The organism is Anabaenopsis arnoldii (genome assembly GCF_028331025.1).
In the GTDB taxonomy this organism is placed as follows: Bacteria; Cyanobacteriota; Cyanobacteriia; order Cyanobacteriales; family Nostocaceae; genus Anabaenopsis; species Anabaenopsis arnoldii.
In genome coordinates this window covers 14,814-36,934 of the sequence record NZ_JAQMUH010000009.1, presented here as the reverse complement: position 1 = coordinate 36,934, position 22,121 = coordinate 14,814, and the positions used below count along the sequence as shown (strand labels likewise).

Sequence of the window (22,121 nt, the reverse complement as noted above, 5' to 3'; positions counted from 1 at the left end):
CAATCGCGGTAATGTTTACGCTGACCTGCAGAAATGGGATTTAGCATTGGCTGATTATAACCAAGCTATTGGGATTAATCCTAATTTAGCTCTAGCTTACACCAATCGCGGTGGTGTTTACTATAAGCTGCAGAAATGGGATTTAGCATTGGCTGATTTCACCCAAGCTATTGGGATTAATCCTAATTATGCTCTAGCTTACTACAATCGCGGTATTGTTTACTATAACCAGCAGAAATGGGATTTAGCATTGGCTGATTACACCCAAGCTATTGGGATTAATCCTAATGATGCTCAAGCTTACTACAATCGCGGTATTGTTTACCATAACCTGCAGAAATGGGATTTAGCATTGGCTGATTTTAACAAAGCTATTGGGATTAATCCTAATTATGCTAATGCTTACATCAATCGCGGTGGTGTTTACTATAACCAGCAGAAATGGGATTTAGCATTGGCTGATTACACCCAAGCTATTGGGATTAATCCTAATGATGCTCTAGCTTACACCAATCGCGGTGTTGTTTACCGTGACCTAGGAGATATCAACAAAGCCAGGGAAAACTTCCAAAGAGCAGCGCAATTATACCTCACTCAAGGTCGTACCGCTGATTATCAAGATGCAATTACGCTTTTAAACTCACTGTAGGTGCAAGATCCCCGACTTCTCACATCATCACAGATAGTCTAGGATAATTTAGCTAGAAGTCGGGGATCTGTGTGTCTGTGGGAGGGGATGGTAAGGCGATGTTAAAGGCGATCGCTACCCAGAGGAACCGGGGGTTATAAACCCCCGTCTAATAGCTAAAGTCAGATAAATCTGACTAGAAAATCATGTGTTTGATTATCTTGAGAGCAGTTAAAGGCGATAGCGAAGCGCTGCTCCAAGCAGATCGCTCTGACGGTATCTGGGAGGGGTGCAAGAAAGATCCCGGACTTGTCTCGCAAATATTCAATAAGTCCCTAGGTTATGGAAGAGGTCGGGGATCTGTGTGTCTGTGGGGGGGATGGTAAGGCGATCGCCCTGGGTTGAAAAATTGCGTTTGATGCTACACAGGAGACGGGGGTTAGAAACCTGCGGATATTCTCATTAAAACTGAGACTAATTTTTCTATATGTTCTAATTCATGACTGGCCATGAGAGATATCCTGATCCGACTGGTGGGAACAGTGGGGGGACGAATTGCGGGCGCAAAAATACCTTGGCTTTTTAACTGTTGACCAACTCTCAGGGCTACAGCTGCACTAGGTAACTGTATACATATGATAGCCGATGCTGTGGGTAGTATTTTCAGTTGTGGTAATTTTGCGGATAGTAAATGTTTTAAATAATCTACATTCCGCCACAGTTGCGCCAGGCGTTGGGGTTCTTGTTGGACTATTGTAATGGCTGCTAAGGCTGCAGCGGTGTCTGGGGGTGAAAGGGCGGTGGTATAAATCCAAGTAGGGGCGCGATTGCGTAAGTAGTCAATGAGGGTGGCGCTTCCGGCGACATACCCGCCTAAACTCCCCAGGGCTTTGCTTAATGTGCCAATTTGAATTAAATTTCTCCCTGTACAGTTAAAGTGTTCTAGGCACCCAGCGCCGGTTTTCCCTAGTACTGCAGTACTATGGGCTTCGTCTACTAGGAGCATAGAGTTAAACTGCTCTGCTATATCTAATAATTCTGGTAAAGGACATAAATCACCATCCATACTAAAGACGCTATCGGTGATAATCAAGCAGCGGCGGTAGTTGTGGCGGTGTTGAATTAATTGGGTTTTTAAGGCTGTAATGTCACAGTGGGGATATTCTTTGAAGTCGGCACCGCTGAGAATTGCGCCATTTTTGAGACTGGAATGATTATACTGGTCTGATAAGATTAAATCACGTTTACCGACTACAGCGGCGATCGCACCTAAATTCGCTAGGTAGCCAGAACTGAATAATAGTGCGTCTTCTGTTTGTTTCCAAGAGGCGATCGCCGTTTCTAATTCTCTGTGTATTTCCCTATGTCCACTGAGTAACCGGGAACCAGTGGAACCAGTCCCCCATTGTTGCACCGCAGTAATGGCGGCTTGGCTCAAGCGTTCATCCCCAGCCAAGCCCAAGTAGTCATTACTAGCAAAATTAATCACCTCTTCCCCCGCCAACAGCACAGTTGCACTGGGGCGACCCTGGATAGTTTGGACTGAACGATACCAGTTAGCCTTGTGAATAGTGGCTAAAGATGATTCTATCCAGTTGTAAGGGTCTGGAGACATAAATACAGATGACCGATAACTTACTTAACTCCCCTCCCCGTGCAGGGGGAGGGGGTGGGAAGATTATATCATAACTGGTGACTGATTGCCTCACTACTGCTTAGATGGGCGATCGCTTGTTTAATCCAGTCTTCCACATAAGCATCTTTTGTCAGTCCAATATCTTCACTGACTACGTGTAAAGCGTGACTAACTTCGTTGGGAGTATATCCCAAGGCGAAAAGAGTCATTTGCACATCTTTTAAAATCCCTGGTGCTGGTCCACCGGTGGCCACAAAAAATCCTGCTGATTTGCGCCACTCAATTAACTTGGCTTTCAATTCTAAACAGAGGCGTTCTGCGGTCTTTTTGCCCACACCGGGGGTTTGAATTAACATTTGGACATTAGTAGCAATAATGGCTTGCACTAAATCTGGTAATTCCAAAGTGTCCAACAGGGCGATCGCTAAAGCCACACCAATACCGCTGACACTGAGCAAGTGGCGGAACAAGTCACGTTCTGCGGGGGAACCAAAGCCGTAGAGGAAGGGTACCTCATCCCGAATTTGCACGTGGGTAAAGATTTGTACCACTGCTCCCGAATCTGGTAGCTGCTGTGATAGCCGGTGGGGAATTTGTAAATCATACCCCAAACCATTAACCTCAAGAGTCAAGATGAAGCGACCCCCGCCCACTGTTTGAATCCCAGCGACAATCCCTTTAAGATAGCTAATCATTGTAAGAACCTAAAATATTTTAATCCTTCCATAATTCCACCGGCACAAGCACTTTGTGCTAGATAACGATGGTCAGCGGGATACTCTTTGTACCACTGGAGTAATTCTCCCCGCGCATTCCCGACGATAATTCCCCTCTCTTCACCCACAGCGAATAATGCAATATCATTACCTGAATCACCACACACAACTGTTCTTTGTGCTGCAAATTTCCACTTTTGACGGAGAAACTGCATTGCTTGACCTTTATCACTGTTAATGGGCAAAATGTCAAGGTCAATGCCGCTACTATAGACTAACTTAATATTTAGTTGAGAATTAACCAACTCCGCCTCTAGTTGGGGTAAGATGGTGGGGGCAAATTCTTCGGGAAGGAAGCAGCTGACCTTAAAAGCCCGTTGTTCTGAGTCTGGTTGCAGCACCAACTCAGGAAAAGACTTGACAATCTTAAATACTAGCTCTTTGTCCCACCCAGCACAGAGGATTTCTGACCAGCCCTGATCTGGGGTCTCCTGACCATGGAGATAAATTTCTGTACCTACGGACAGAATTAAAGCATCCGGTGTCATGAGATTTTTTTCTTGCTGGAGTTCACGGTAAAGAATAGGCGATCGCCCTGTGGCATAAACTATTTTAGTACCATATTCTTGACGATGTTGGGTCAGTGATTGGGTCAGTGCTGCTAAGGCGTTGTCATCCCCTACAAAGGTATTATCTAAGTCGGTGACGAAAAGAAACGGTTTCATGATGTTGATGTACCCTAAGTTAGTAGTTGCAAAAGTCCCTGGTTAGGTTTTCCTCTTGATGAGCAAACAGCAAAGATCAATTCTTGGCAATGGCTCGTGAGTTAATTTACCAGATTTCGACTCTTATATATTTCTACTGGTAGTTACTACAAGAACTTTGAGTATTAACCGGAAAAACTCAAATTGCTGAAAAAGTACTTAATCATAGGTTGTTTGGGTACACCCATAGGTAGCCAGACCTATACTGAGTGTGGGGATAACTGGCGTGAAAAGTTTGAGTATTGATAGCAACCGCCAAAGAGGTGAGCACAAAAACAAATAGGGAGTTTCCACCCTGTTCCCTATTTCCTTAAGGTAACTGAAATGGCGATCGCTCAATTATGGGATGATTTCCTGTTCTCTATGAGTATGTATATAGTTATAAATATATCCTAAAAATATGTAGTATTACTAGCCTCATTTCCAGTCGTTCAGGTTACCATGTGGACACCTTTGTTTTTTCAAACTGTAAAAGAGAATTTTCTGGTTAAAATAGTATATCTGTTCTACTGAAACTCCCATCCCCAGATACCTGAAATCAATATAGTTCGTATATTTAGAGGCAAGAATGGCTACCAACACCAATAATTCTGGCAAGGAAAAAGCATTAAATATAGTACTCAACCAGATTGAGCGCAGTTTCGGTAAAGGAGCAATCATGCGCCTGGGTGATGCTACGCAGATGCGAGTAGAGACAATTTCTACAGGGGCTCTCACCTTAGATTTAGCGTTGGGTGGAGGTTTACCTAAAGGACGGGTAATTGAAATTTACGGACCAGAAAGTTCCGGTAAAACTACCGTAGCACTACATGCGATCGCGGAAGTGCAAAAACAAGATGGTATAGCCGCCTTTGTTGATGCTGAACACGCCCTAGACCCCACCTATGCTGCTGCTTTGGGTGTAGATATTGAGAACTTGCTAGTTTCTCAGCCTGATACTGGGGAATCGGCCTTGGAAATTGTTGATCAGCTGGTGCGCTCCGCCGCCGTTGATATTGTCGTCATTGACTCAGTAGCCGCACTAGTTCCCCGTGCGGAAATTGAAGGGGATATGGGTGATACCCACGTTGGTTTACAGGCACGACTGATGAGCCAAGCTCTACGTAAAATCACTGGAAATATAGGTAAATCTGGATGCACAGTTATTTTTATTAACCAGTTGCGGCAAAAAATTGGGATCACCTACGGTAGCCCAGAAACCACCACTGGCGGTAACGCCTTAAAATTTTATGCCTCCGTACGTCTGGATATTCGCCGCATACAAACCTTGAAAAAAGGCACTGAAGAATTTGGTAACCGGGTCAAAGTGAAAGTTGCTAAAAATAAAGTTGCTCCGCCGTTTAGAGTCGCGGAATTTGACATTATATTTGGTAAGGGAGTTTCTACCTTGGGTTGTCTGGTGGACTTAGCAGAAGAAACAGGGGTTATTATTCGCAAGGGAGCCTGGTACAGTTACAACGGTGAGAATATTTCCCAAGGTCGAGATAATGCGATCAAGTATCTCGAAGAAAAGCCGGAATTTGTGCAACAAATCAAGGAACTGGTACGTCAAAAGCTGGATATGGGGGCTGTTGTTTCTGCTAATTCAGTGTCCAAGGCTAATGAGGAAGAAGATGATGACAATGAGTTAGAGGAAGAATAATCAACATTCCACCCAAAGCCTTTTTATTATAGATGTAGTGCGGGCATTTTCTTCTTCTTGCCCGCTATGAGTAGTAAAACTTTAATTTTGCCGATACCTATAGATAATACTTGAATATCTGCTCAGATGTTGTAGTATAGATAATTATTCGGTACTAATGGAGAGAACTATGACTACCGTCACTCAAATGAAGTGCGCCTGTCCCAACTGCTTATGTATAGTCTCCCTTGAGGAAGCTATTAAAAAAGAGGGTAAATATTATTGTTCTGAGGGCTGTGCTGAAGGTCATAAAACCATCAAAGGCTGTGGACATAATGGCTGCGGCTGTTAATTAAGTTAATTAAACAATGGCTTTGTTCCCCCTCCCCTGGATGAGGGGAGGGTTACTGTGGGTTAAAACCTCTAGGTACTCTGTTTTTGGGCTTGTCTGTATAGCGTCAGTTGAGAAACCGAGCGGAGTTTAAAGACTAGACAGCACTTCTCTAGCAGCTGCTAAAGTCTGGTCAATATCTGCTTCACTGTGCGCCAAACAGGTAAAACCAGCCTCAAACTGAGAAGGTGCTAAATAAATACCGCGCTCTAACATCCCGCGATGGAAGCGACCAAATTTAGCCATATCAGACTTTTTGGCATCTTCATAGTTATGAACTGGTCCAGAGGTGAAGAATAAGCCAAACATAGCGCTAATATGACCACCACAAGCAGGGTGACCAGTTTCTTGAGCAATTTGCAGCAACCCATCTGCTAACTTCTGAGTAATTTTATCTAGATACTCATAAGTACCAGGTCTTTGCAGCAGTTCTAAGGTCTTAATCCCAGCAGTCATTGCTAAAGGATTACCAGATAAAGTTCCCGCCTGATACACCGGACCTGCTGGGGCTATCATTGACATGATGTCCCGGCGACCGCCGTAGGCTCCCACGGGTAAGCCTCCACCAATCACCTTACCCAATGTAGTTAAATCTGGTGTGACACCAAATTTCTCCTGAGCGCCACCGTAGGCAATACGAAACCCTGTCATTACTTCGTCAAATACCAGTAATGCCCCATGATCCCTGGTGATTTCTCTTAAACCTTCTAGAAACCCAGCATCGGGAGTAATAAACCCGGCGTTGCCAACTACTGGCTCTAAAATCACCCCAGCAATTTCGTCGGGGTTTTCTGCAAACAAGGCTTTGACTGCTTCTAAGTCGTTATAAGGCGCTGTGAGGGTGTTCATGGTGGCTGATTTGGGTACTCCGGGGGAATCGGGTAACCCCAGTGTGGCTACACCAGAACCAGCCTTGACTAGAAACATATCGGCGTGACCGTGGTAGCAGCCCTCGAACTTGATGATTTTCTCCCGGCTGGTAAAAGCCCGCATGAGCCGCAGTACTGCCATACAGGCTTCAGTGCCGGAATTGACAAATCTCACCATTTCGATGCTAGGAACCGCATCAATGACCATTTCTGCCAGTACATTTTCTAGTACTGAGGGTGCGCCGAAGCTAGTACCTTTTTCTAAGGCCTCATGGAGGGCTGCAATTACTTCTGGATGGGCATGACCACATATAGCTGGCCCCCAAGTACCTACATAATCAATATATTGGTTGCCATCTACATCCCAGATATACGCGTCTTTCACACGGTCAAAAACTATGGGTTGTCCACCTACAGATTTGAAGGCGCGAACTGGAGAACTCACTCCTCCCGGCATCAAGTTTTGAGCAGCAGCAAAGATTTCTTGTGATTTTGTGGTTTTAATCGTGGTATTTACCAAGGCTATCTCCTAAATTTTGAAAATAATTATCACATCAAAGCACCCTGAACTGCTGTCAAGATGCAGTCTGCTCCAGATAGGAATGTTTTTGTTTAAGCTGAATCATTTTTCCACCAATCATATCAATGGTATTGTATATTTTCCATTAAAATACACAGAACAGAGTTAAAATTGTGATGTTTTCTCATGATCCGGATTCACTACCCCTCTCTATCCCGGTTGATCAGATTTCCTACGATGAACGCGGTCTAGTACCGGCAATTATCCAAGATTACTTGGATGGCACTGTTTTGATGATGGCGTGGATGAGTCGGGAGTCTTTACAAAAGACTTTGGAAACCGGGGAAACTTGGTTTTGGAGTCGTTCCCGCCAGGAGTTATGGCATAAGGGCGCAACTTCTGGACATATTCAGAAGGTGCAAAGCGTCCGTTATGACTGTGATAGTGATGCCTTACTCCTTGGGGTAGAACAGTTGGGGGATATTGCTTGTCACACTGGGGAGCGTAGCTGTTTTCATCAGGTGGAAGGAAGAGTGGCTCTACCACCAGGGGATACTTTGTCCCAATTATTTCAGGTAATTTGCGATCGCCGTGACCACCCAGTGGAAACTTCTTACACCTGTAAGTTATTGGCCGGTGGGGACAATAAAATCTTAAAAAAGATTGGTGAGGAAAGCGCCGAGGTGGTGATGGCCTTTAAGGATGATGAGGAGGATGCGATCGCCGGGGAGGTTGCAGATTTACTTTACCATACCCTAGTGGCCTTAGCTCATCATCAAGTGGATTTAAAATCAGTATATCGCAAGTTACAAGAACGTCGCCGCTAGCTCAGGCATTGGTCAAAGCCGCCGGAGACAGATGAGAGTTCCCAATTACCAATATTTTGTAATTCTTATCATTACCGAAAATTTTCCTCACTAATTCCACAGGCTTTCCACAGGTATTTTGGTACTTTTCCACAGGTGTTTGACCAATTAATAGGCACTTACAGTTTTACTGGGGATTGTTTGATCCCAATCCCTAGATGTCTATGTTACTGAGTTTTTGTGAAGTTAAGTAACAAAAAAAGACCCAAAAGCCTGATTATTACGTCAACATTTGTTTTATATCCCATGGGATGTAACATTTCGCAGCATTGACAAACCCACCCCCTGTTAGCGCACAATGATGCGACTGGCTTTTATAGTTTGTTCCACCATTGACAGGAAAAATCACCTTAGACGTTGGTGTAGATTGTCAGGTGAAGACAGAACTATGTAGCAACTTGTCTCTCTTGATTGATTTCAGAGAAGGAAAAACTCATGAACGCAGTTAGTATCTTGACGGAAATTCCCGAATCACTACATGAATCCCTTAAAAATTACTTAGAAACCCACCCAGATTGGGATGAAAAAAGAGTCCTGACGGCTGCTTTGTCTCTGTTTTTACTGCAAAATGGCGAAAGCGATGCCCCCGGAGGGCGCGAGCGCCATCGCCGCGCTGCACGTGTATATTTAGAAACATTGTTCCATAACTGCTAAATACAAATGCCCAGCAGCAATTAACCAGAAACACTAAAGTACTGGTAAGTGACTGGGCAAAAATCTTTCTAACTATCTTGAGAAAATTCGATATAATAGTGTACTGTTGTTGTCGCTCCTGCCTGATCATGGACAAGGCAACTATGATGCCCCATGAATGGATGGATGTTGAATACAACTGGGAAGGGATAGGATGGGCCTAGATCGGCTCAATATTTGTAGCTTCAGTAGGTAGGTGGGAAAATCTACGAGTTAGTCATTAGCACTAAAACTTAGCAAGTAATGGCAAGAGTGACAGAATAAAGTTTATGCGTAGCTACCTACTTAGTTACTTAATCAAGAGTTAACGCTCAATAGTATGGACTCAGGAATGAGGTTCCCACTGGGGGGAATGAGTGGGACATTCAAACTTATACCCAACGCCGCGTACAGTTTGAATGAGTGCTGGTTGACTAGCATCGATTTCAATTTTCTTGCGAATTTGACCAATGTGTACATCCACAACTCTCTGGTCGCCAACATATTCATAATCCCAGACCTCTTGAATCAGTTCTGCACGTCGCCAGACTCTACCGGGATGGCTAGCTAAAAAATGCAACAAGTCAAATTCAAGAGCAGTTAAGGGTATTGCTTGGTTGTTGAATGCGACTTCGCGTCGTGCCGGATCAATCATTAACTTTTCAAATACTAGACGTTTTTGTTCAGCAGTAGTCACAATCCGCTGGCGTCTCAAAATTGCGGCTACTCTGACTTCTAACTCTCCGAGTCCAAATGGCTTAGTGAGATAGTCATCAGCACCTTTGGAAAAGCCGCGAATTTTGTCGGCTTCGTCGGCGCGACTAGTCAGCATCAAAACGAAAACACCGCTACGACTTTGCATTTCTTGGCAGAGGTTAAACCCGATGACATCTGGCAAATTCACATCTAAAATTACCAAATCTGGGTTAAATTGCTCAAATAGCGTTAAGGCTGTTTTACCATCCTCAGCCGCCTCCACCTGATAGGTCTGCTTAATCAAAAAGCGTTGGATTAAATTTCTGACCGCAGGGTCATCATCAACTACAAGAATCTTGGCGGGAGCCATGACCATCACTTTGCACAAAAATTCCTAAGATTAACACAGACGGGGGGATTGCGTAAAAAACGCAGTTTCCACTTTAGGGGTTATTTAAGACTCTACAGAGCTAAGGAATGCATTTCCTGATTATCCAAAATAAAATAATTGTGTCATCAGAATTGAGGGAAAATCAAACTAAGAGGATTTTGAATACCTGTATTCTAATTATCAAGATTCATGTGTACCAGACCGTTGTTCTCAATGTCCGCCATAGCAGTTCCTTTACCTGGTAGAGTTTGCTTTCCCAATTGAGTGGGGATTTAAAACTTTTCAATTCTAAATCTATATGCGGATACATACCACAAGCTATTGTGAGGCTAAGTACTAAAAATTGCTCCGAGATGCTCTAAATTGCGAAATTTAGATACATAAAACTTAATTTTTTTCTAAAAAATGCGTTGGTAGCACCTCTATTTAAAATTATAGAGTAAAGAAGTCATTTACCAAAGGGAAGCGGTGAGAAACTGTGTAAGAGCAATGAGCAATATGTTAAAGTTAATGTAGTTACAAATTTCCACTTACCCCAACTAACCCATGCTACTATACCTTGTAGGGTCTAGAAATGGGTTCATACGTTGGTTGGGCTCAAGATAAAACCTAAAGTTGTTTTTCCAAACACTCAAACACTGCCCCTGACTAAGGCTAAAGAAAGTATAAACTCCCATGAGCGATCAAAATCCCTACGAGAAACTTGGGGTATCGGAAGATGCTAGCTTCGATGAAATTCAGGATGCTCGTAATCGCCAATTGGAGCAATACAATGGCGATGCCAAGAGTATAGAACTCATTGAAGTGGCTTACGATGCGATTCTAATGGATCGCCTCCGGATGCGCCAAGAAGGTAAAATTAAGGTACCCGAACGAATCAGGTTTCCAGAATTGCGGGTGCAATCCCCAGCAAAAGAAACTCCCAACCCTCCGCAGCAGTCTCCAGCATGGCTGCAACGAATGCGAGATCAACCCTCGCCTAGAGATATACTCTTACCCGGAGCTTGGTATTTGGGTTTAAGTTCCATGAGTGTGTTGACTCCATCCCCAGGCGGTCAGGTTTTACAATTGGCTTTGGTCTTAGGTGTAGGAGTCAGTATTTACTTCCTCAAACGCAAGGAAGACAAGTTTGGTAGGGCAGTTTTATTGACTTTGGTGGGTTTAATTGTCGGTTTAATCGCTGGTGGGCTAATTGCTAACTGGCTCCTGCCGCAGATAAACTTGGCACAGATCAGCTCTGACCAGTTCTCTACAGTGTTGACATTTATCTTGTTATGGCTAATTACCAGTTTTCTGCGTTAAAATCACACATTTATAGTGATCATGGTGACCGCTGAAACAGGAATCTCCCACCCAGCTGCCTGCTTGGTGGGGGAATTGTTAATTAGCATATTCTTAAGATAAGTTACTATGACCCAATTTCTGCCAACCTAGATTCGAGGATAAGTTTGACAGCTGTTCTCAAATCCTCAACAATTACATCTGGCTGGTAAATTTCTAATTGAGTGCGATCGCGAATCCCAGACTCCACAGCTATCACCTTAATACCGTATTTCTTCGCCGCCGCAATATCTGCTTCTGTATCCCCAACCATCCAAGTATCACAGGCGGGAGGCAGTTCCGCTAATGCTCGTTCCATCAACAAGGGTTTATCTTCAACGTCACTAGTTTTAACATAGTCGTTGCTCAAGCAATAACGGCGATTTTCTGGGAAGAAATTACCTAATTCATATTTTTGCAGAGCATAATCTAGTTCCCTGACTCGACGCATGGTCATCACCGCCAAATCAATTCCAGCCTGTTGAATTTTTAACAGTGTGTCTACAGCCCCTGGAATCAGGCTGTCATACTGAAAATAACTGTCTGTGTGTACGGTTTTGCGCCGTAAATGGGCAAATTCTTGGGCTTGGGTGTCATCTAAACCACATTTTAAAGCAATTTGTTTTTCAGGGACACGCGATCGCTTGAGCTGCCAAAATTCTGCCCGGGAAAGTTCTTGTACAGATTGTTGGGGATATCGGATCTTCTCCAAACAAAATTGATAAACACGGTAATACCGTTCAGAGACATCCATAATCGGGCCGTCGAAGTCAGTAATTAATCTTAGCATTGGCAAAAAATGTTAATTTTTATGACATTATCTCATTAATTATTGCAAGCTGCCGCGTTTGATTTGTTCGCCTTCAATAGCCTCAAACAAAGCCCGAAAATTACCTTCCCCAAAACCTTGAGCCTGATAACGGCGTTCAATAAACTCAAAGAAAAAAGTGGGTTGTGCAAAAATAGGCTGAGTAAAGATTTGTAGCAGTACTGCATCTTGGGAATCTTCTGGCCAATCCACTAAAATTTCTTGCTCGGCAATGGCCTCAAGTTCTACCCTAGACAGAGGACATCCCCGACGCTGTTGGACTTGTGAATAATAGGTTTGGGGAACCGACAGTAAAGATAGACCACGGGCGCGCAATTGAGTAATGGTACTGATCAAATTAGGTGTCGCCAAAGCGATGTGTTGAACTCCAGATCCGCGATTAACATCGAGAAACTCTTGAATTTGGGAATTGCTAGAAGCTGGTTCATTAATCGGTAATTGTACCCTACCATTACGGGAAACCATGACTTGGCTATATAAAGCAGAACGCTCGGTTTGAATTTTAAAGCTTTGCTGGGGTTGAAAATCGAGAACTTTTTCGTACCAAGCGACCGCGGATTCCAATTCACCCACTGCCACATTCAAAACTATATGATCTATGGCAGTAAAAGTATGATCTGTTGTTTGCTGTGCATGACCCGGTGAGGTTGAAATCAACGTATGAGTTAACCCACCCCAGGCAGCAATTGTGCCACACTGACGCCAAACACCGGCAACCCGGCGTGAGTGGATGGGTTGAATGACTGTAGCCCCGTATGTTTGAGCTTGTGCGATCGCACAAGCCACATCTTCCACAGCAAAAGCCACATCTGCTACCCCGGGGGGGTGTTTGCGTAGAAAATCCGCTACTGGACTTGTATGTAATAACGCTGAGGACAGCCAAAAGTCAACGACACCGTTGCTCACAAATTCCGTACAAGTATGAACCGAACTAAGATGACTACCTACTGCCGTAAACCCCAGGTGGTTTACAAACCAATCCCGCCAGACTTTGGCATCTTCTACATAGAAATGAACGTGATCGATCTTCATAAATCCTGATAATCCAGCACAACAGCTTACCTATGTGTAATTTTTGTCTTTTTTGCTAGATTATCCATTCTTTCCTCATTCATCATATATTATGTTCTTCGGCTAAACACTTATAATATTTGTAGGTTGAGTGGAAAGACATAACCCAAGATAAATTGATTCATTTGCAATTGCACAAAGTAAAATAGCTCAATTAAGGTGGTAAGAAATATAGTCGCGAGTCCGAGAATCAAGAGGATTAGTAAAGATTTTATTTGTGGTACCAAATTCAATCATTTCACCAATACGATTTTCATTAGTATAAAATAAAGCAGTGAAATCAGATAGGCGCTGTACCTGCTGCAAGTTGTGACTAATAATGACCATTGTCAATTCTGAACGCAAACGCAAACGTTGGATTAAGCTCTCAACTTTGATCCTAGCAATAGGATCAAGAGCAAAACAAGGCTCATCCATGAGGATAACTTGTGGCTTCACTGCCAAAGCACGAGCAATACAGAGTCGTTGTTGTTGACCCCCAGAAAGGTCTAAAGCCGACTTATGTAATTTATTTTTCACTTCCTCCCAGAGATCAGCATCTTTAATGGCAGATTCTACAATCCTGTCTAATTCTGCTTTCGGATGCCAACCCAGTATTTTTACCCCATAAGCGACATTATCATAAACACTCATGGGAAAAAGATTTGGCTTAGGGAGTACTATACTCACTTGACGACGGAGCCGAGTTAAGTTAACACGACGCTCATATATATTTTGATTAAAAAATTCTACCCCTCCCTCAACTCGTACTTTCCCTTCTAATTCAATCATGCGATTGAGGCATTTCACAAAAGTAGACTTTCCACAACCACTAGGTCCAATAATTGCAGTTACTTTGCCCTGATAAATATCCATAGAAACATTTTCAAATATCTTTTGAGTATTGTAATAAAAGCTGAGATTTTTCACTTTAATGGCGGAAATTAGTTGATTCATACTCAAAAAACGCTGGGGCAATAAATATTGACTAAACAAAACCTGAAAAGTAATTAGTAATCTTTCGTGATTTGTGCAATCAATATGGAGTTTTTGTAGTGCCTAATTGCCTACTAGTAAATGTAAAAATTACGCGAAATATATCACGTAATTAAAATTTACTTGACAGCACATAAATTTTTGCATTACTTAATTGACTGCAATGAAGATGATTAATTTCTGGATATAACTTGACCCAGACATGGCTATTCCTATTATTCACTCCCATATTCATTAAATGATAAGTTTGTCAAGCCTACGTTCTAAATTTTATCACAAGTAAAAAAAGAATACTCGGTTAACACTCGATATTAAATTCTTATTAACCAAAAATTAACTTAAGGATGAACTGCTTATGTCAACCTTCTTAGCAGTGGATAGATTTTATATTCACTAAGTTCTTCACCTAATCACAGCATCGTCTCTTGAAGGCGATGAGGCGAAGGCTAAATCTACAAAAAATTAGGAGTTTGGGAATGAATAAAATGAACTTGAAGCTTCATAGCTTGACAGCACTGGGTCTGGTTTCCATGATAGCCACCACCCTAGGGTTCTCGATTTCTGCGGTGCAATCTCAAAGTGTCAAAACTGTGCAAATCGATGGTTCTAGTACAGTTTTTCCGGTTACTGAAGCCGTAGCAGAAGAATTTCAAAAAGCTCAAAGAGGGGTGCGAGTAACCGTTGGTGTGTCCGGTACAGGTGGTGGGTTTAAAAAGTTTTGTCGTGGAGAAACAGACATTTCTGGTGCTTCCCGTCCCATCTTACAAAAAGAAATAGACCAATGTAAAGCTGCCGGTATTCGCTACCTTGAGCTACCAGTGGCCTATGATGCCTTAACCGTAGTAGTTAGCAGGCAAAATAACTGGGTAAATAACCTGACAGTTGCGGAACTGAAGAAAATCTGGGAACCCGCAGCCCAAGGAAAGGTAAATAACTGGAATCAAGTGCGAGCAGGTTTCCCTAACGCATCATTAAAGCTGTTTGGACCTGGTGCTGACTCTGGTACTTTTGACTATTTCACCGAAGCTATTGTAGGGAAATCCAAGTCTAGCCGTGGTGATTTTACTGCCAGCGAAGATGATAATGTCTTGGTACAGGGTGTTGCTCGCGACAGAAATGCCTTGGGCTACTTTGGTTTCGCCTATTATTCAGAAAACACAGATAAGCTCAAAGCAGTATCTATTAATGGTGTAGCCCCTTCAGTACAGACAGTAGAAAATGGTACATACAACCCATTGTCTCGCCCCATTTTTATTTACGTAAGTTCTAAGTCCATTGACAAGCCAGAAGTCAAGCAGTTTGTTGATTTTTACCTAACAAATGGAGCCAAACTCAGCAGAGAAGTAGGATACGTTGGTCTACCTGCTTCAGCTTATACTACCGCCCAGAGGCACGTTAACACCAAGAGATTTGGTACTGTATTTGGTGGTAAAGAAGCTGTTGGTGTAAAAATTGCCGATGTGTTAGCACGTCAAGCAAAAGACTAATTTCGGGGCTGGATTTTGAAGATTTTGTCAACTTACCAAAGAGATTTACTGGTGGTACTTCTCTTTGGATATTGGAATTGCTCATCACGGCTGTTTAGATATTTCCAAAATGAAGATTGCCCAAGGAATTGAGTTTTCTCCCAAGTTAGTGCGAGATTTACGGGAAAGGGGGATTGAGGCTGTGTTATTTTTAGCAGCCCTGTCTTCTGTGGCCACCACGGTGGCAATTATTGGTGTTCTACTTTATGAATCTGCACTTTTTTTTCAACAGGTGTCTTTGTGGGAATTTATCACCTCCACCCAGTGGACACCCCTGTTTGAAAAGAAAAATTTTGGAATTTGGCCTTTAGTTTCGGGAACTTTAGTCACTACATTAGTTGCTTTATCAGTAGCAGTACCCCTAGGTACAATTATTGCTATTTACTTGAGTGAATTTGCTCCCCCTGTAGTCCGGGAGGTCGTTAAGCCAACCTTAGAATTACTAGCTGGTATTCCAACAGTAGTATACGGTTATTTTGCATTGTTATTTGTCACACCCCTCTTGCAGCAAATTTTACCAGACTTACCTGGTTTTAATATGCTCAGTGCGGGGTTAGTCATAGGGATTATGATTATTCCCTATGTCAGTTCTTTAAGTGAAGATGCCATGCGTGCAGTACCGGCATATCTGCGAGAAGGTTCCTATGCAACAGGGGCTACTCGCTTACAAACAGCTTTAAGAGTTGTCATACCCGCCTCAATTTCAGGGATATCAGCTGCCTATATTTTAGGAGTTTCCCGGGCTGCGGGGGAAACCATGGTAGTAGCTATTGCCGCGGGGGGACAACCCAACTTTACCCTTAATCCCATGGAGCCAGCCGCCACTATGACTGCCTACATAGTATCGGTCAGTCTCGGTGACTTACCCCACAATAGCTTAGAATACCAAACAATCTTCGCTGTGGGACTGGCTTTGGTGTTGATGACTTTGGTTTTCAACATTATTGGTCATTTTCTGAGTAAGCGCTACCGGGAGATTTATTGATATGACAAATCTCAAGCTTCAGGAAGCCCGGAAGGCCATTAGCAATAACAAGCGCTCAGAATATATTTTTGGGATCATCAGCCTGTTATCAATGCTGGTTGCCATCATCACCTTGTTGGCGCTATTTTTGGATTTGTTGCACGATGGGTTACCCCGGCTTTCCTGGCAGTTTTTCACTTCTTTTCCCAGTCGCAGACCAGGACAGGCTGGTATTCTCTCTGCCTGGGTAGGTACTATACTTGTGATGTTAGTCACGGCATCCTCTGCAGTACCCATTGGCGTGGCATCGGGAATTTACCTAGAAGAATATGCCCGCAAAAATTGGATATCTGATTTAATCGAAATTAATGTTACTAACTTGGCGGGCGTTCCTTCGATTATTTATGGGCTTTTAGCTTTGGGTGTGTTTGTTTATGGATTGAACCTGGGTGAAAGTGTCATTACTGCCGGGTTAACTTTGGCGCTACTAGTTTTACCTATAGTAATTGTTGCTACTCGTGAGGCTATCCGTGCTATTCCTAATAGTATTCGCGAGGCTGCTTATGCAACCGGGGCTTCTAAGTGGCAGGTAATCTGGGATCACGTTTTGCCCTACTCCACAGGAACAATTCTGACTGGTGTGATTGTGGCCTTGGCGCGGGCTATTGGTGAGACTGCGCCTTTAATTACTATTGGGGCTTTGACATTTATTGCCTTCTTACCTGACCCCCCAATCACGAGTGATTTTCCCTTCATTTCATTTGCTTGGTTATCTGCTCCTTTTACTGTGCTGCCAATTCAAATGTTTTCTTGGGTATCTCGTCCCCAAACTAGCTTTCAGGTGAACGCTGCGGCAGCGGGTATTGTTCTGATTGTGATTACTTTGTCCATGAATGCTGTAGCAATTTATTTCCGTTATCGTTTACGCAGTAAAATCAAATGGTAGAAACAGGATATTCCAAACTGAACAAGCCCTTAAAGGCGGCGGTTAATAGTCTTAATTTTTACTATGCTGGTACAGTCCATGCTCTGAAGAACATTAATATGCCAGTGGCTGAGAAGCAGGTTACGGCATTGATTGGACCATCTGGATGTGGTAAAACTACCCTACTACGTTGTTTCAACCGGATGCATGACCTCTATCCGGGTAATCGCTATGGAGGAGAAATCACTCTAGAACCAGATGGGGTCAACCTGCTAAGTCGTAAAGTTGACCCCATTGAAGTGCGAATGCGGATTAGTATGGTGTTTCAAAGACCTAATCCTTTTCCTAAGTCTATTTATGAAAATGTGGCTTATGGTTTGAGGGTACGGGGTGAAACTAGACGTGACATTATTGATGAGAAAGTAGAAACAGCTTTGCAAAGTGCGGCTTTGTGGGATGAAGTCAAAGACCGTCTGAGTGATTTAGCTTTTAACCTTTCTGGTGGTCAACAGCAAAGGCTCTGTATCGCCCGGGCTTTGGCTACTGAACCGGAAATGGTACTATTTGATGAACCAACATCTGCCCTAGACCCCATAGCTACTGCCAGCATTGAAGAGTTAATTACTAAACTGAAAACAACAGTGACGATTTTGATTGTCACCCATAATATGCAGCAAGCAACTCGTTTATCTGACTATACGGCATTTATGTATTTGGGCGAACTGGTGGAGTTTGATCAGACAGAGGTCATTTTTCATCACCCTTCTGAGGCAAAAACGGCAGATTATGTTAGTGGTCGTTTTGGATAATCTTTTGTTTCCACAATTTTAGTGGCAAAAAACAAAGCTAGCAGGTAGCTGGCTACCTGCTGCTAGCTAAGTACATATATCATCGCCATGTTTGATTAGGGTAGTGCTGATTCCCTATACTGGATTAAAATAACTTGACCCCAACTAGTTTGGGGTTAAGAAAAGTTCACTACTGGGTTAATTTACCGTTAAACTTAGATATCAAGGGGAAATTATTGTAGTAGGTGGGTATTTTTGGCTTATTTACCCATTTTTTGACGGTTTGCAAGATGACTTTGCCAGCTTAGTTAAAGCTAATCATGAATTAATATTAAGAAAACATATGTAATATGTTTTCTTCCTATTCACCTTTATTATAACCATGGCCAGAGACTTACGGGGATTCATCAAAATTCTGGAAGAAAGAGGACAATTAAAGAGAATTTCCGCTTTAGTTGACCCAGAATTAGAAATTGCAGAAATTTCCAACCGGATGCTACAAAAAGGTGGACCAGGGTTACTATTTGAGAACGTTAAAGGCGCATCGTTCCCGGTGGCGGTTAATTTGATGGGAACTGTGCAAAGGATATGCTGGGCAATGAATATGCAGCATCCAGAAGAGTTGGAAACTCTGGGTAAAAAGCTGGGTATGCTGCAACAACCAAAACCACCAAAAAAGATTTCCCAAGCTATAGACTTTGGGAAGGTGCTGTTTGATGTAGTGAAGGCTAAACCAGGACGAGACTTTTTCCCACCTTGTCAACAAGTGGTAGTCCAAGGTGATGATTTAGATTTAAATAAGTTACCCTTAATACGTCCGTATGTAGGCGATGCCGGTAAGATTATCACTCTGGGATTAGTAATTACCAAGGACTGTGAAACGGGTACGCCCAATGTAGGTGTGTATCGCTTGCAACTGCAATCTCGAAATACGATGACTGTTCACTGGTTATCTGTGCGGGGTGGGGCTAGACATTTACGCAAGGCTGCTGAATGTGGTAAAAAGTTAGAAGTGGCGATCGCTCTGGGTGTAGATCCTTTAATCATTATGGCTGCGGCAACACCCATTCCTGTAGATCTATCAGAATGGTTGTTTGCAGGACTCTATGGCGGTTCCGGTGTCAACCTAGCAAAATGTAAAACTGTAGATTTAGAAGTTCCCGCAGATTCAGAATTTGTCTTGGAAGGGACAATTACACCAGGGGAAGTATTACCAGATGGCCCCTTTGGCGACCATATGGGTTACTACGGTGGTGTGGAAGATTCTCCGTTGGTGCGCTTCCAATGTATGACCCACCGCAAAGACCCCATTTATTTAACCACTTTTAGCGGTCGTCCCCCCAAGGAAGAGGCGATGATGGCGATCGCCCTGAATCGGATTTACACTCCTATTTTGCGGCAACAAGTCTCGGAAATTGTGGATTTCTTCTTACCAATGGAAGCCTTAAGTTACAAAGCTGCGATTATTTCCATTGATAAAGCATATCCAGGACAGGCGCGACGGGCTGCTTTGGCGTTTTGGAGTGCCTTACCCCAATTTACTTATACTAAATTTGTGATTGTGGTGGATAAAGATATCAATATTCGTGATCCGCGTCAAGTAGTATGGGCTATCAGTTCCAAAGTTGATCCCTCTAGGGATGTATTTATTTTGCCTAATACACCCTTTGATACCTTAGATTTTGCTAGTGAGAAAATTGGTTTAGGTGGACGCATGGGTATTGATGCGACTACGAAAATACCACCCGAAACAGACCACGAATGGGGCGCACCTCTGGAGTCAGACCCCAATATAGCAGCGATGGTAGATAGACGCTGGGCTGAGTATGGTTTAGCGAATTTAAAGTTAGGGGAGGTAGATCCCAATTTGTTCGGCTACGATATGCGGTAAAAAGTAGTAGCCCCTCTTCCCTAGGGAGGAGGGGGAGATCAGGATTGTCTGCTTGATTCATTTGTGTGGAATTTCCAGAACTACCAACTGTTGGCTGTTCTACGTCTATAGGGTTCTCCTGTAAATGGCTGTACACCAATCACCGGATAAGCATCGTCAGTAGGTGTAAAAATCCGCATTACGGCTTCAGAAACATACTGCATGATGCTAGCTAATCTGTTTGAAATCGCCATATGAGACTCCTTGCTGAGTCGCGTTGGTTTTGATTTATCTACTTTAGTACTGATGTTGTCCACAACATTAAAATTGCAACATATTATAAATATGTTTAATCTTTATTTAGTTATCTTTGCAACAGTTTATATTTTGGTTAAGTTTTACTTATGTTGATATTTGAGATTTTTCACAAAACCTTGCTCAAAAATTAGCAGTAAATATTGGTATAAATTACTATTAAAATAAGTTAAATAATGGCAATTTATCAAATAATCCCCATGGTTAAATTTATGTTTAGAGGACTCATATAACTTTATGCTGGGCTGATTTGATATTATATATGGTAAAATCTACTATAACAAAGGGTTAAAATGTGGTAAAAATACTCTGGCATGGCAAGTGATCCCGAAGATTATCAAATTATCATGTATGAATTATTGCTATTTAAACGCAAATGATAGGTAAATTACCCAAAGGTAAAATATGAAAATTGCTTTGTTTGGTACTAGTGCGGATCCGCCGACAGCTGGACATCAAAAGATTCTGAGGTGGTTGTGTGAGGTTTATGATTGGGTGGCGGTTTGGGCTGCTGATAATCCTTTTAAGTCTCATCAAACACCTTTGGAACATCGGGCAACAATGCTGCAATTATTGATTGAGGATATCGATACCCCACGCAGCAATATTACTTTAGAACAGGATTTGAGTAGCTTTAGAACTCTGGAAACTGTGGAAAAAGCCCAGGCTCGCTGGGGTGATGATACTGAGTTTACATTGGTGATTGGTTCCGATTTATTACATCAGTTACCGCGTTGGTATCGTATTCAAAATTTGTTGCAGCAAGTAGAACTATTAATTGTGGCTCGACCAGGATATGCCATAGACAAGTATAGCTTGGAACCGGTGAAAAATCTAGGCGGTCAAATTGCGATCGCTAGCTTAACCGGTATAGATGTTTCCTCCACCGCCTATCGTGAACATGGAGATACTCAAGCCCTGACTCCCCCAATTATCGCTTATATTCATCAACAGCATTTGTACAAATGCCAGGACGCAACCACAAAAAGATACCAAGTCTGCTAAATCAACAACCTTGGGCTGATTTTAAAGTGGGTGTTGATAACGTCATTTTTTCTGTAGATACCGCTCAAAATCGGCTGCTAGTGCTTTTAGTCATGCGACAGCAAGAACCATGTTTAAATTCCTGGAGTCTTCCGGGTACTTTAGTACGTAAAGGAGAATCCTTAGAAGATGCTGCTTATCGGATTATGGCAGAGAAAATTAGAGTAAATAATCTCTATTTAGAGCAGTTATACACCTTTGGCGGACCAAATCGCGACCCTAGAGAAACTACTAATGGTTATGGTGTACGTTATCTATCCGTGAGTTACTTTGCTCTAGTCAGGTTTGAAGAAGCAGAACTAATTGCAGAGCAAGTGACTGGAATTGCTTGGTATCCAGTCAAAGAAGTACCGCAATTAGCCTTTGATCATAATCAAGTCTTGGCTTATGGACACAGACGCTTAAGAAATAAGTTAGAGTATAGTCCCGTAGCTTTTGACATTCTACCCGCCAGCTTCACCTTAAATGATTTGTATCAATTATACACCACAGTTTTAGGGGACAATTTCGCCGACTATTCTAACTTTCGGGCGCGTTTACTCAAGTTAGGTTTTTTATCCGATACGGGAATTAAAGTATCACGGGGTGCTGGTCGTCCGGCTAGTTTATATAAATTTGATGCAGAGGCGTTTGCTCCTTTTAAAGATAAACCTTTAGTCTTTATTTAATAGCTTATCCTCATCTTTGTGCATCTGTGAGAAATTCGTTATATGGTGTACCTCAC

At 42.7% G+C, this 22,121-nt stretch carries 23 protein-coding genes; 13 read left to right on the top strand and 10 right to left on the bottom strand.

Annotated elements, in window-relative coordinates; translation table 11 throughout:
• A partial coding sequence (locus tag PN457_RS00845) for a tetratricopeptide repeat protein (protein ID WP_271730688.1) occupies positions 1 to 649 on the top strand: 649 nt, incomplete at its 5' end.
• Positions 650 to 1,067: 418 nt separating this feature from the next.
• On the opposite strand, the gene bioF is transcribed toward PN457_RS00845, so the two are convergent.
• The 3 genes from bioF to PN457_RS00830 all read right to left on the bottom strand — a co-directional run bounded on the left by bioF (position 1,068) and on the right by PN457_RS00830 (position 3,705).
• Positions 1,068 to 2,243: an 8-amino-7-oxononanoate synthase gene (gene bioF, locus PN457_RS00840; protein WP_271730687.1), complete on the bottom strand. Its 1,176-nt coding sequence runs from the start codon at positions 2,241 to 2,243 to the stop codon at positions 1,068 to 1,070.
• Between the two features lie 68 nt (positions 2,244 to 2,311).
• Positions 2,312 to 2,959 (bottom strand): Holliday junction branch migration protein RuvA, encoded by a 648-nt coding sequence (gene ruvA / locus PN457_RS00835; protein WP_271730686.1) that lies wholly within the window; start codon positions 2,957 to 2,959, stop codon positions 2,312 to 2,314.
• The gene (locus PN457_RS00830; protein ID WP_271730684.1) at positions 2,956 to 3,705 is read right to left on the bottom strand and encodes a sucrose-phosphate phosphatase; all 750 of its coding nucleotides are present in this window, start codon (positions 3,703 to 3,705) and stop codon (positions 2,956 to 2,958) included. The genes ruvA and PN457_RS00830 overlap by 4 nt, the downstream gene beginning before the upstream one ends.
• A gap of 607 nt (positions 3,706 to 4,312) precedes the next feature.
• On the opposite strand from PN457_RS00830, the gene recA reads away from it, so the two are divergent.
• Together recA and PN457_RS00820 are read left to right on the top strand one after the other, a co-directional pair.
• Positions 4,313 to 5,386, top strand: a complete 1,074-nt coding sequence (gene recA / locus PN457_RS00825) for a recombinase RecA (RefSeq protein ID WP_271730682.1) — start codon at positions 4,313 to 4,315, stop codon at positions 5,384 to 5,386.
• 169 nt (positions 5,387 to 5,555) lie between these two features.
• Positions 5,556 to 5,717 (top strand): metallothionein, encoded by a 162-nt coding sequence (locus PN457_RS00820; protein WP_271730681.1) that lies wholly within the window; start codon positions 5,556 to 5,558, stop codon positions 5,715 to 5,717.
• 129 nt (positions 5,718 to 5,846) lie between these two features.
• Here PN457_RS00820 and hemL read toward each other — a convergent pair whose 3' ends face one another.
• Positions 5,847 to 7,145 (bottom strand): glutamate-1-semialdehyde 2,1-aminomutase, encoded by a 1,299-nt coding sequence (hemL, locus tag PN457_RS00815; protein WP_271730680.1) that lies wholly within the window; start codon positions 7,143 to 7,145, stop codon positions 5,847 to 5,849.
• A 176-nt stretch (positions 7,146 to 7,321) separates the two neighbouring features.
• Between hemL and hisIE the strand changes: the two genes are divergently transcribed.
• Positions 7,322 to 7,972, top strand: coding sequence for a bifunctional phosphoribosyl-AMP cyclohydrolase/phosphoribosyl-ATP diphosphatase HisIE (hisIE, locus tag PN457_RS00810; protein WP_271730679.1), 651 nt, complete (start codon positions 7,322 to 7,324; stop codon positions 7,970 to 7,972).
• 1 nt (position 7,973) lies between these two features.
• Here hisIE and PN457_RS00805 read toward each other — a convergent pair whose 3' ends face one another.
• On the bottom strand, positions 7,974 to 8,105 hold the full coding sequence (locus tag PN457_RS00805; RefSeq protein ID WP_271730678.1) for a hypothetical protein: 132 nt from the start codon (positions 8,103 to 8,105) through the stop codon (positions 7,974 to 7,976).
• A 341-nt stretch (positions 8,106 to 8,446) separates the two neighbouring features.
• Between PN457_RS00805 and PN457_RS00800 the strand changes: the two genes are divergently transcribed.
• The gene (locus PN457_RS00800) at positions 8,447 to 8,665 is read left to right on the top strand and encodes a DUF2811 domain-containing protein (protein ID WP_271730677.1); all 219 of its coding nucleotides are present in this window, start codon (positions 8,447 to 8,449) and stop codon (positions 8,663 to 8,665) included.
• Between the two features lie 364 nt (positions 8,666 to 9,029).
• On the opposite strand, the gene PN457_RS00795 is transcribed toward PN457_RS00800, so the two are convergent.
• Positions 9,030 to 9,749 carry a response regulator transcription factor gene (locus PN457_RS00795; protein ID WP_271730676.1) on the bottom strand — a complete coding sequence of 240 codons (720 nt, stop codon included), beginning with the start codon at positions 9,747 to 9,749 and terminating at the stop codon, positions 9,030 to 9,032.
• Between the two features lie 696 nt (positions 9,750 to 10,445).
• On the opposite strand from PN457_RS00795, the gene PN457_RS00790 reads away from it, so the two are divergent.
• On the top strand, positions 10,446 to 11,072 hold the full coding sequence (locus PN457_RS00790) for a CPP1-like family protein (RefSeq protein WP_271730675.1): 627 nt from the start codon (positions 10,446 to 10,448) through the stop codon (positions 11,070 to 11,072).
• 106 nt (positions 11,073 to 11,178) lie between these two features.
• Here PN457_RS00790 and PN457_RS00785 read toward each other — a convergent pair whose 3' ends face one another.
• The 3 genes from PN457_RS00785 to PN457_RS00775 all read right to left on the bottom strand — a co-directional run bounded on the left by PN457_RS00785 (position 11,179) and on the right by PN457_RS00775 (position 13,926).
• Positions 11,179 to 11,880 (bottom strand): HAD family hydrolase, encoded by a 702-nt coding sequence (locus PN457_RS00785; protein WP_271730674.1) that lies wholly within the window; start codon positions 11,878 to 11,880, stop codon positions 11,179 to 11,181.
• 39 nt (positions 11,881 to 11,919) lie between these two features.
• A complete protein-coding gene (gene hppD / locus PN457_RS00780; RefSeq protein WP_271730673.1) occupies positions 11,920 to 12,951 on the bottom strand; it encodes a 4-hydroxyphenylpyruvate dioxygenase in 1,032 nt (343 codons plus the stop codon).
• Positions 12,952 to 13,140: 189 nt separating this feature from the next.
• Positions 13,141 to 13,926, bottom strand: coding sequence for a phosphate ABC transporter ATP-binding protein (locus PN457_RS00775; RefSeq protein WP_271730672.1), 786 nt, complete (start codon positions 13,924 to 13,926; stop codon positions 13,141 to 13,143).
• A 515-nt stretch (positions 13,927 to 14,441) separates the two neighbouring features.
• Here PN457_RS00775 and PN457_RS00770 point away from each other — a divergent pair.
• From PN457_RS00770 to PN457_RS00750, 5 genes are all read left to right on the top strand, one after another.
• Positions 14,442 to 15,452 carry a PstS family phosphate ABC transporter substrate-binding protein gene (locus PN457_RS00770; protein ID WP_271730671.1) on the top strand — a complete coding sequence of 337 codons (1,011 nt, stop codon included), beginning with the start codon at positions 14,442 to 14,444 and terminating at the stop codon, positions 15,450 to 15,452.
• Between the two features lie 109 nt (positions 15,453 to 15,561).
• The gene (gene pstC / locus PN457_RS00765; RefSeq protein ID WP_271730690.1) at positions 15,562 to 16,476 is read left to right on the top strand and encodes a phosphate ABC transporter permease subunit PstC; all 915 of its coding nucleotides are present in this window, start codon (positions 15,562 to 15,564) and stop codon (positions 16,474 to 16,476) included.
• 1 nt (position 16,477) lies between these two features.
• Positions 16,478 to 17,401 carry a phosphate ABC transporter permease PstA gene (gene pstA, locus PN457_RS00760; RefSeq protein ID WP_271730669.1) on the top strand — a complete coding sequence of 308 codons (924 nt, stop codon included), beginning with the start codon at positions 16,478 to 16,480 and terminating at the stop codon, positions 17,399 to 17,401.
• A complete protein-coding gene (pstB, locus tag PN457_RS00755) occupies positions 17,395 to 18,189 on the top strand; it encodes a phosphate ABC transporter ATP-binding protein PstB (protein ID WP_271730668.1) in 795 nt (264 codons plus the stop codon). The genes pstA and pstB overlap by 7 nt, the downstream gene beginning before the upstream one ends.
• A gap of 361 nt (positions 18,190 to 18,550) precedes the next feature.
• Entirely contained in the window at positions 18,551 to 20,059 is a 1,509-nt protein-coding gene (locus PN457_RS00750) for a UbiD family decarboxylase (RefSeq protein WP_271730667.1), read from the top strand.
• Positions 20,060 to 20,139: 80 nt separating this feature from the next.
• On the opposite strand, the gene PN457_RS00745 is transcribed toward PN457_RS00750, so the two are convergent.
• Positions 20,140 to 20,292, bottom strand: coding sequence for a nicotinate phosphoribosyltransferase (locus PN457_RS00745; RefSeq protein ID WP_271730666.1), 153 nt, complete (start codon positions 20,290 to 20,292; stop codon positions 20,140 to 20,142).
• A 466-nt stretch (positions 20,293 to 20,758) separates the two neighbouring features.
• On the opposite strand from PN457_RS00745, the gene PN457_RS00740 reads away from it, so the two are divergent.
• Both PN457_RS00740 and PN457_RS00735 read left to right on the top strand, forming a co-directional pair.
• Complete coding sequence (locus PN457_RS00740; protein ID WP_271730665.1) at positions 20,759 to 21,358, top strand: nicotinate-nucleotide adenylyltransferase; 600 nt, start codon at positions 20,759 to 20,761, stop codon at positions 21,356 to 21,358.
• Complete coding sequence (locus PN457_RS00735) at positions 21,319 to 22,065, top strand: NUDIX hydrolase (RefSeq protein WP_271730664.1); 747 nt, start codon at positions 21,319 to 21,321, stop codon at positions 22,063 to 22,065. The genes PN457_RS00740 and PN457_RS00735 overlap by 40 nt, the downstream gene beginning before the upstream one ends.
• Positions 22,066 to 22,121: the final 56 nt, after the last annotated feature.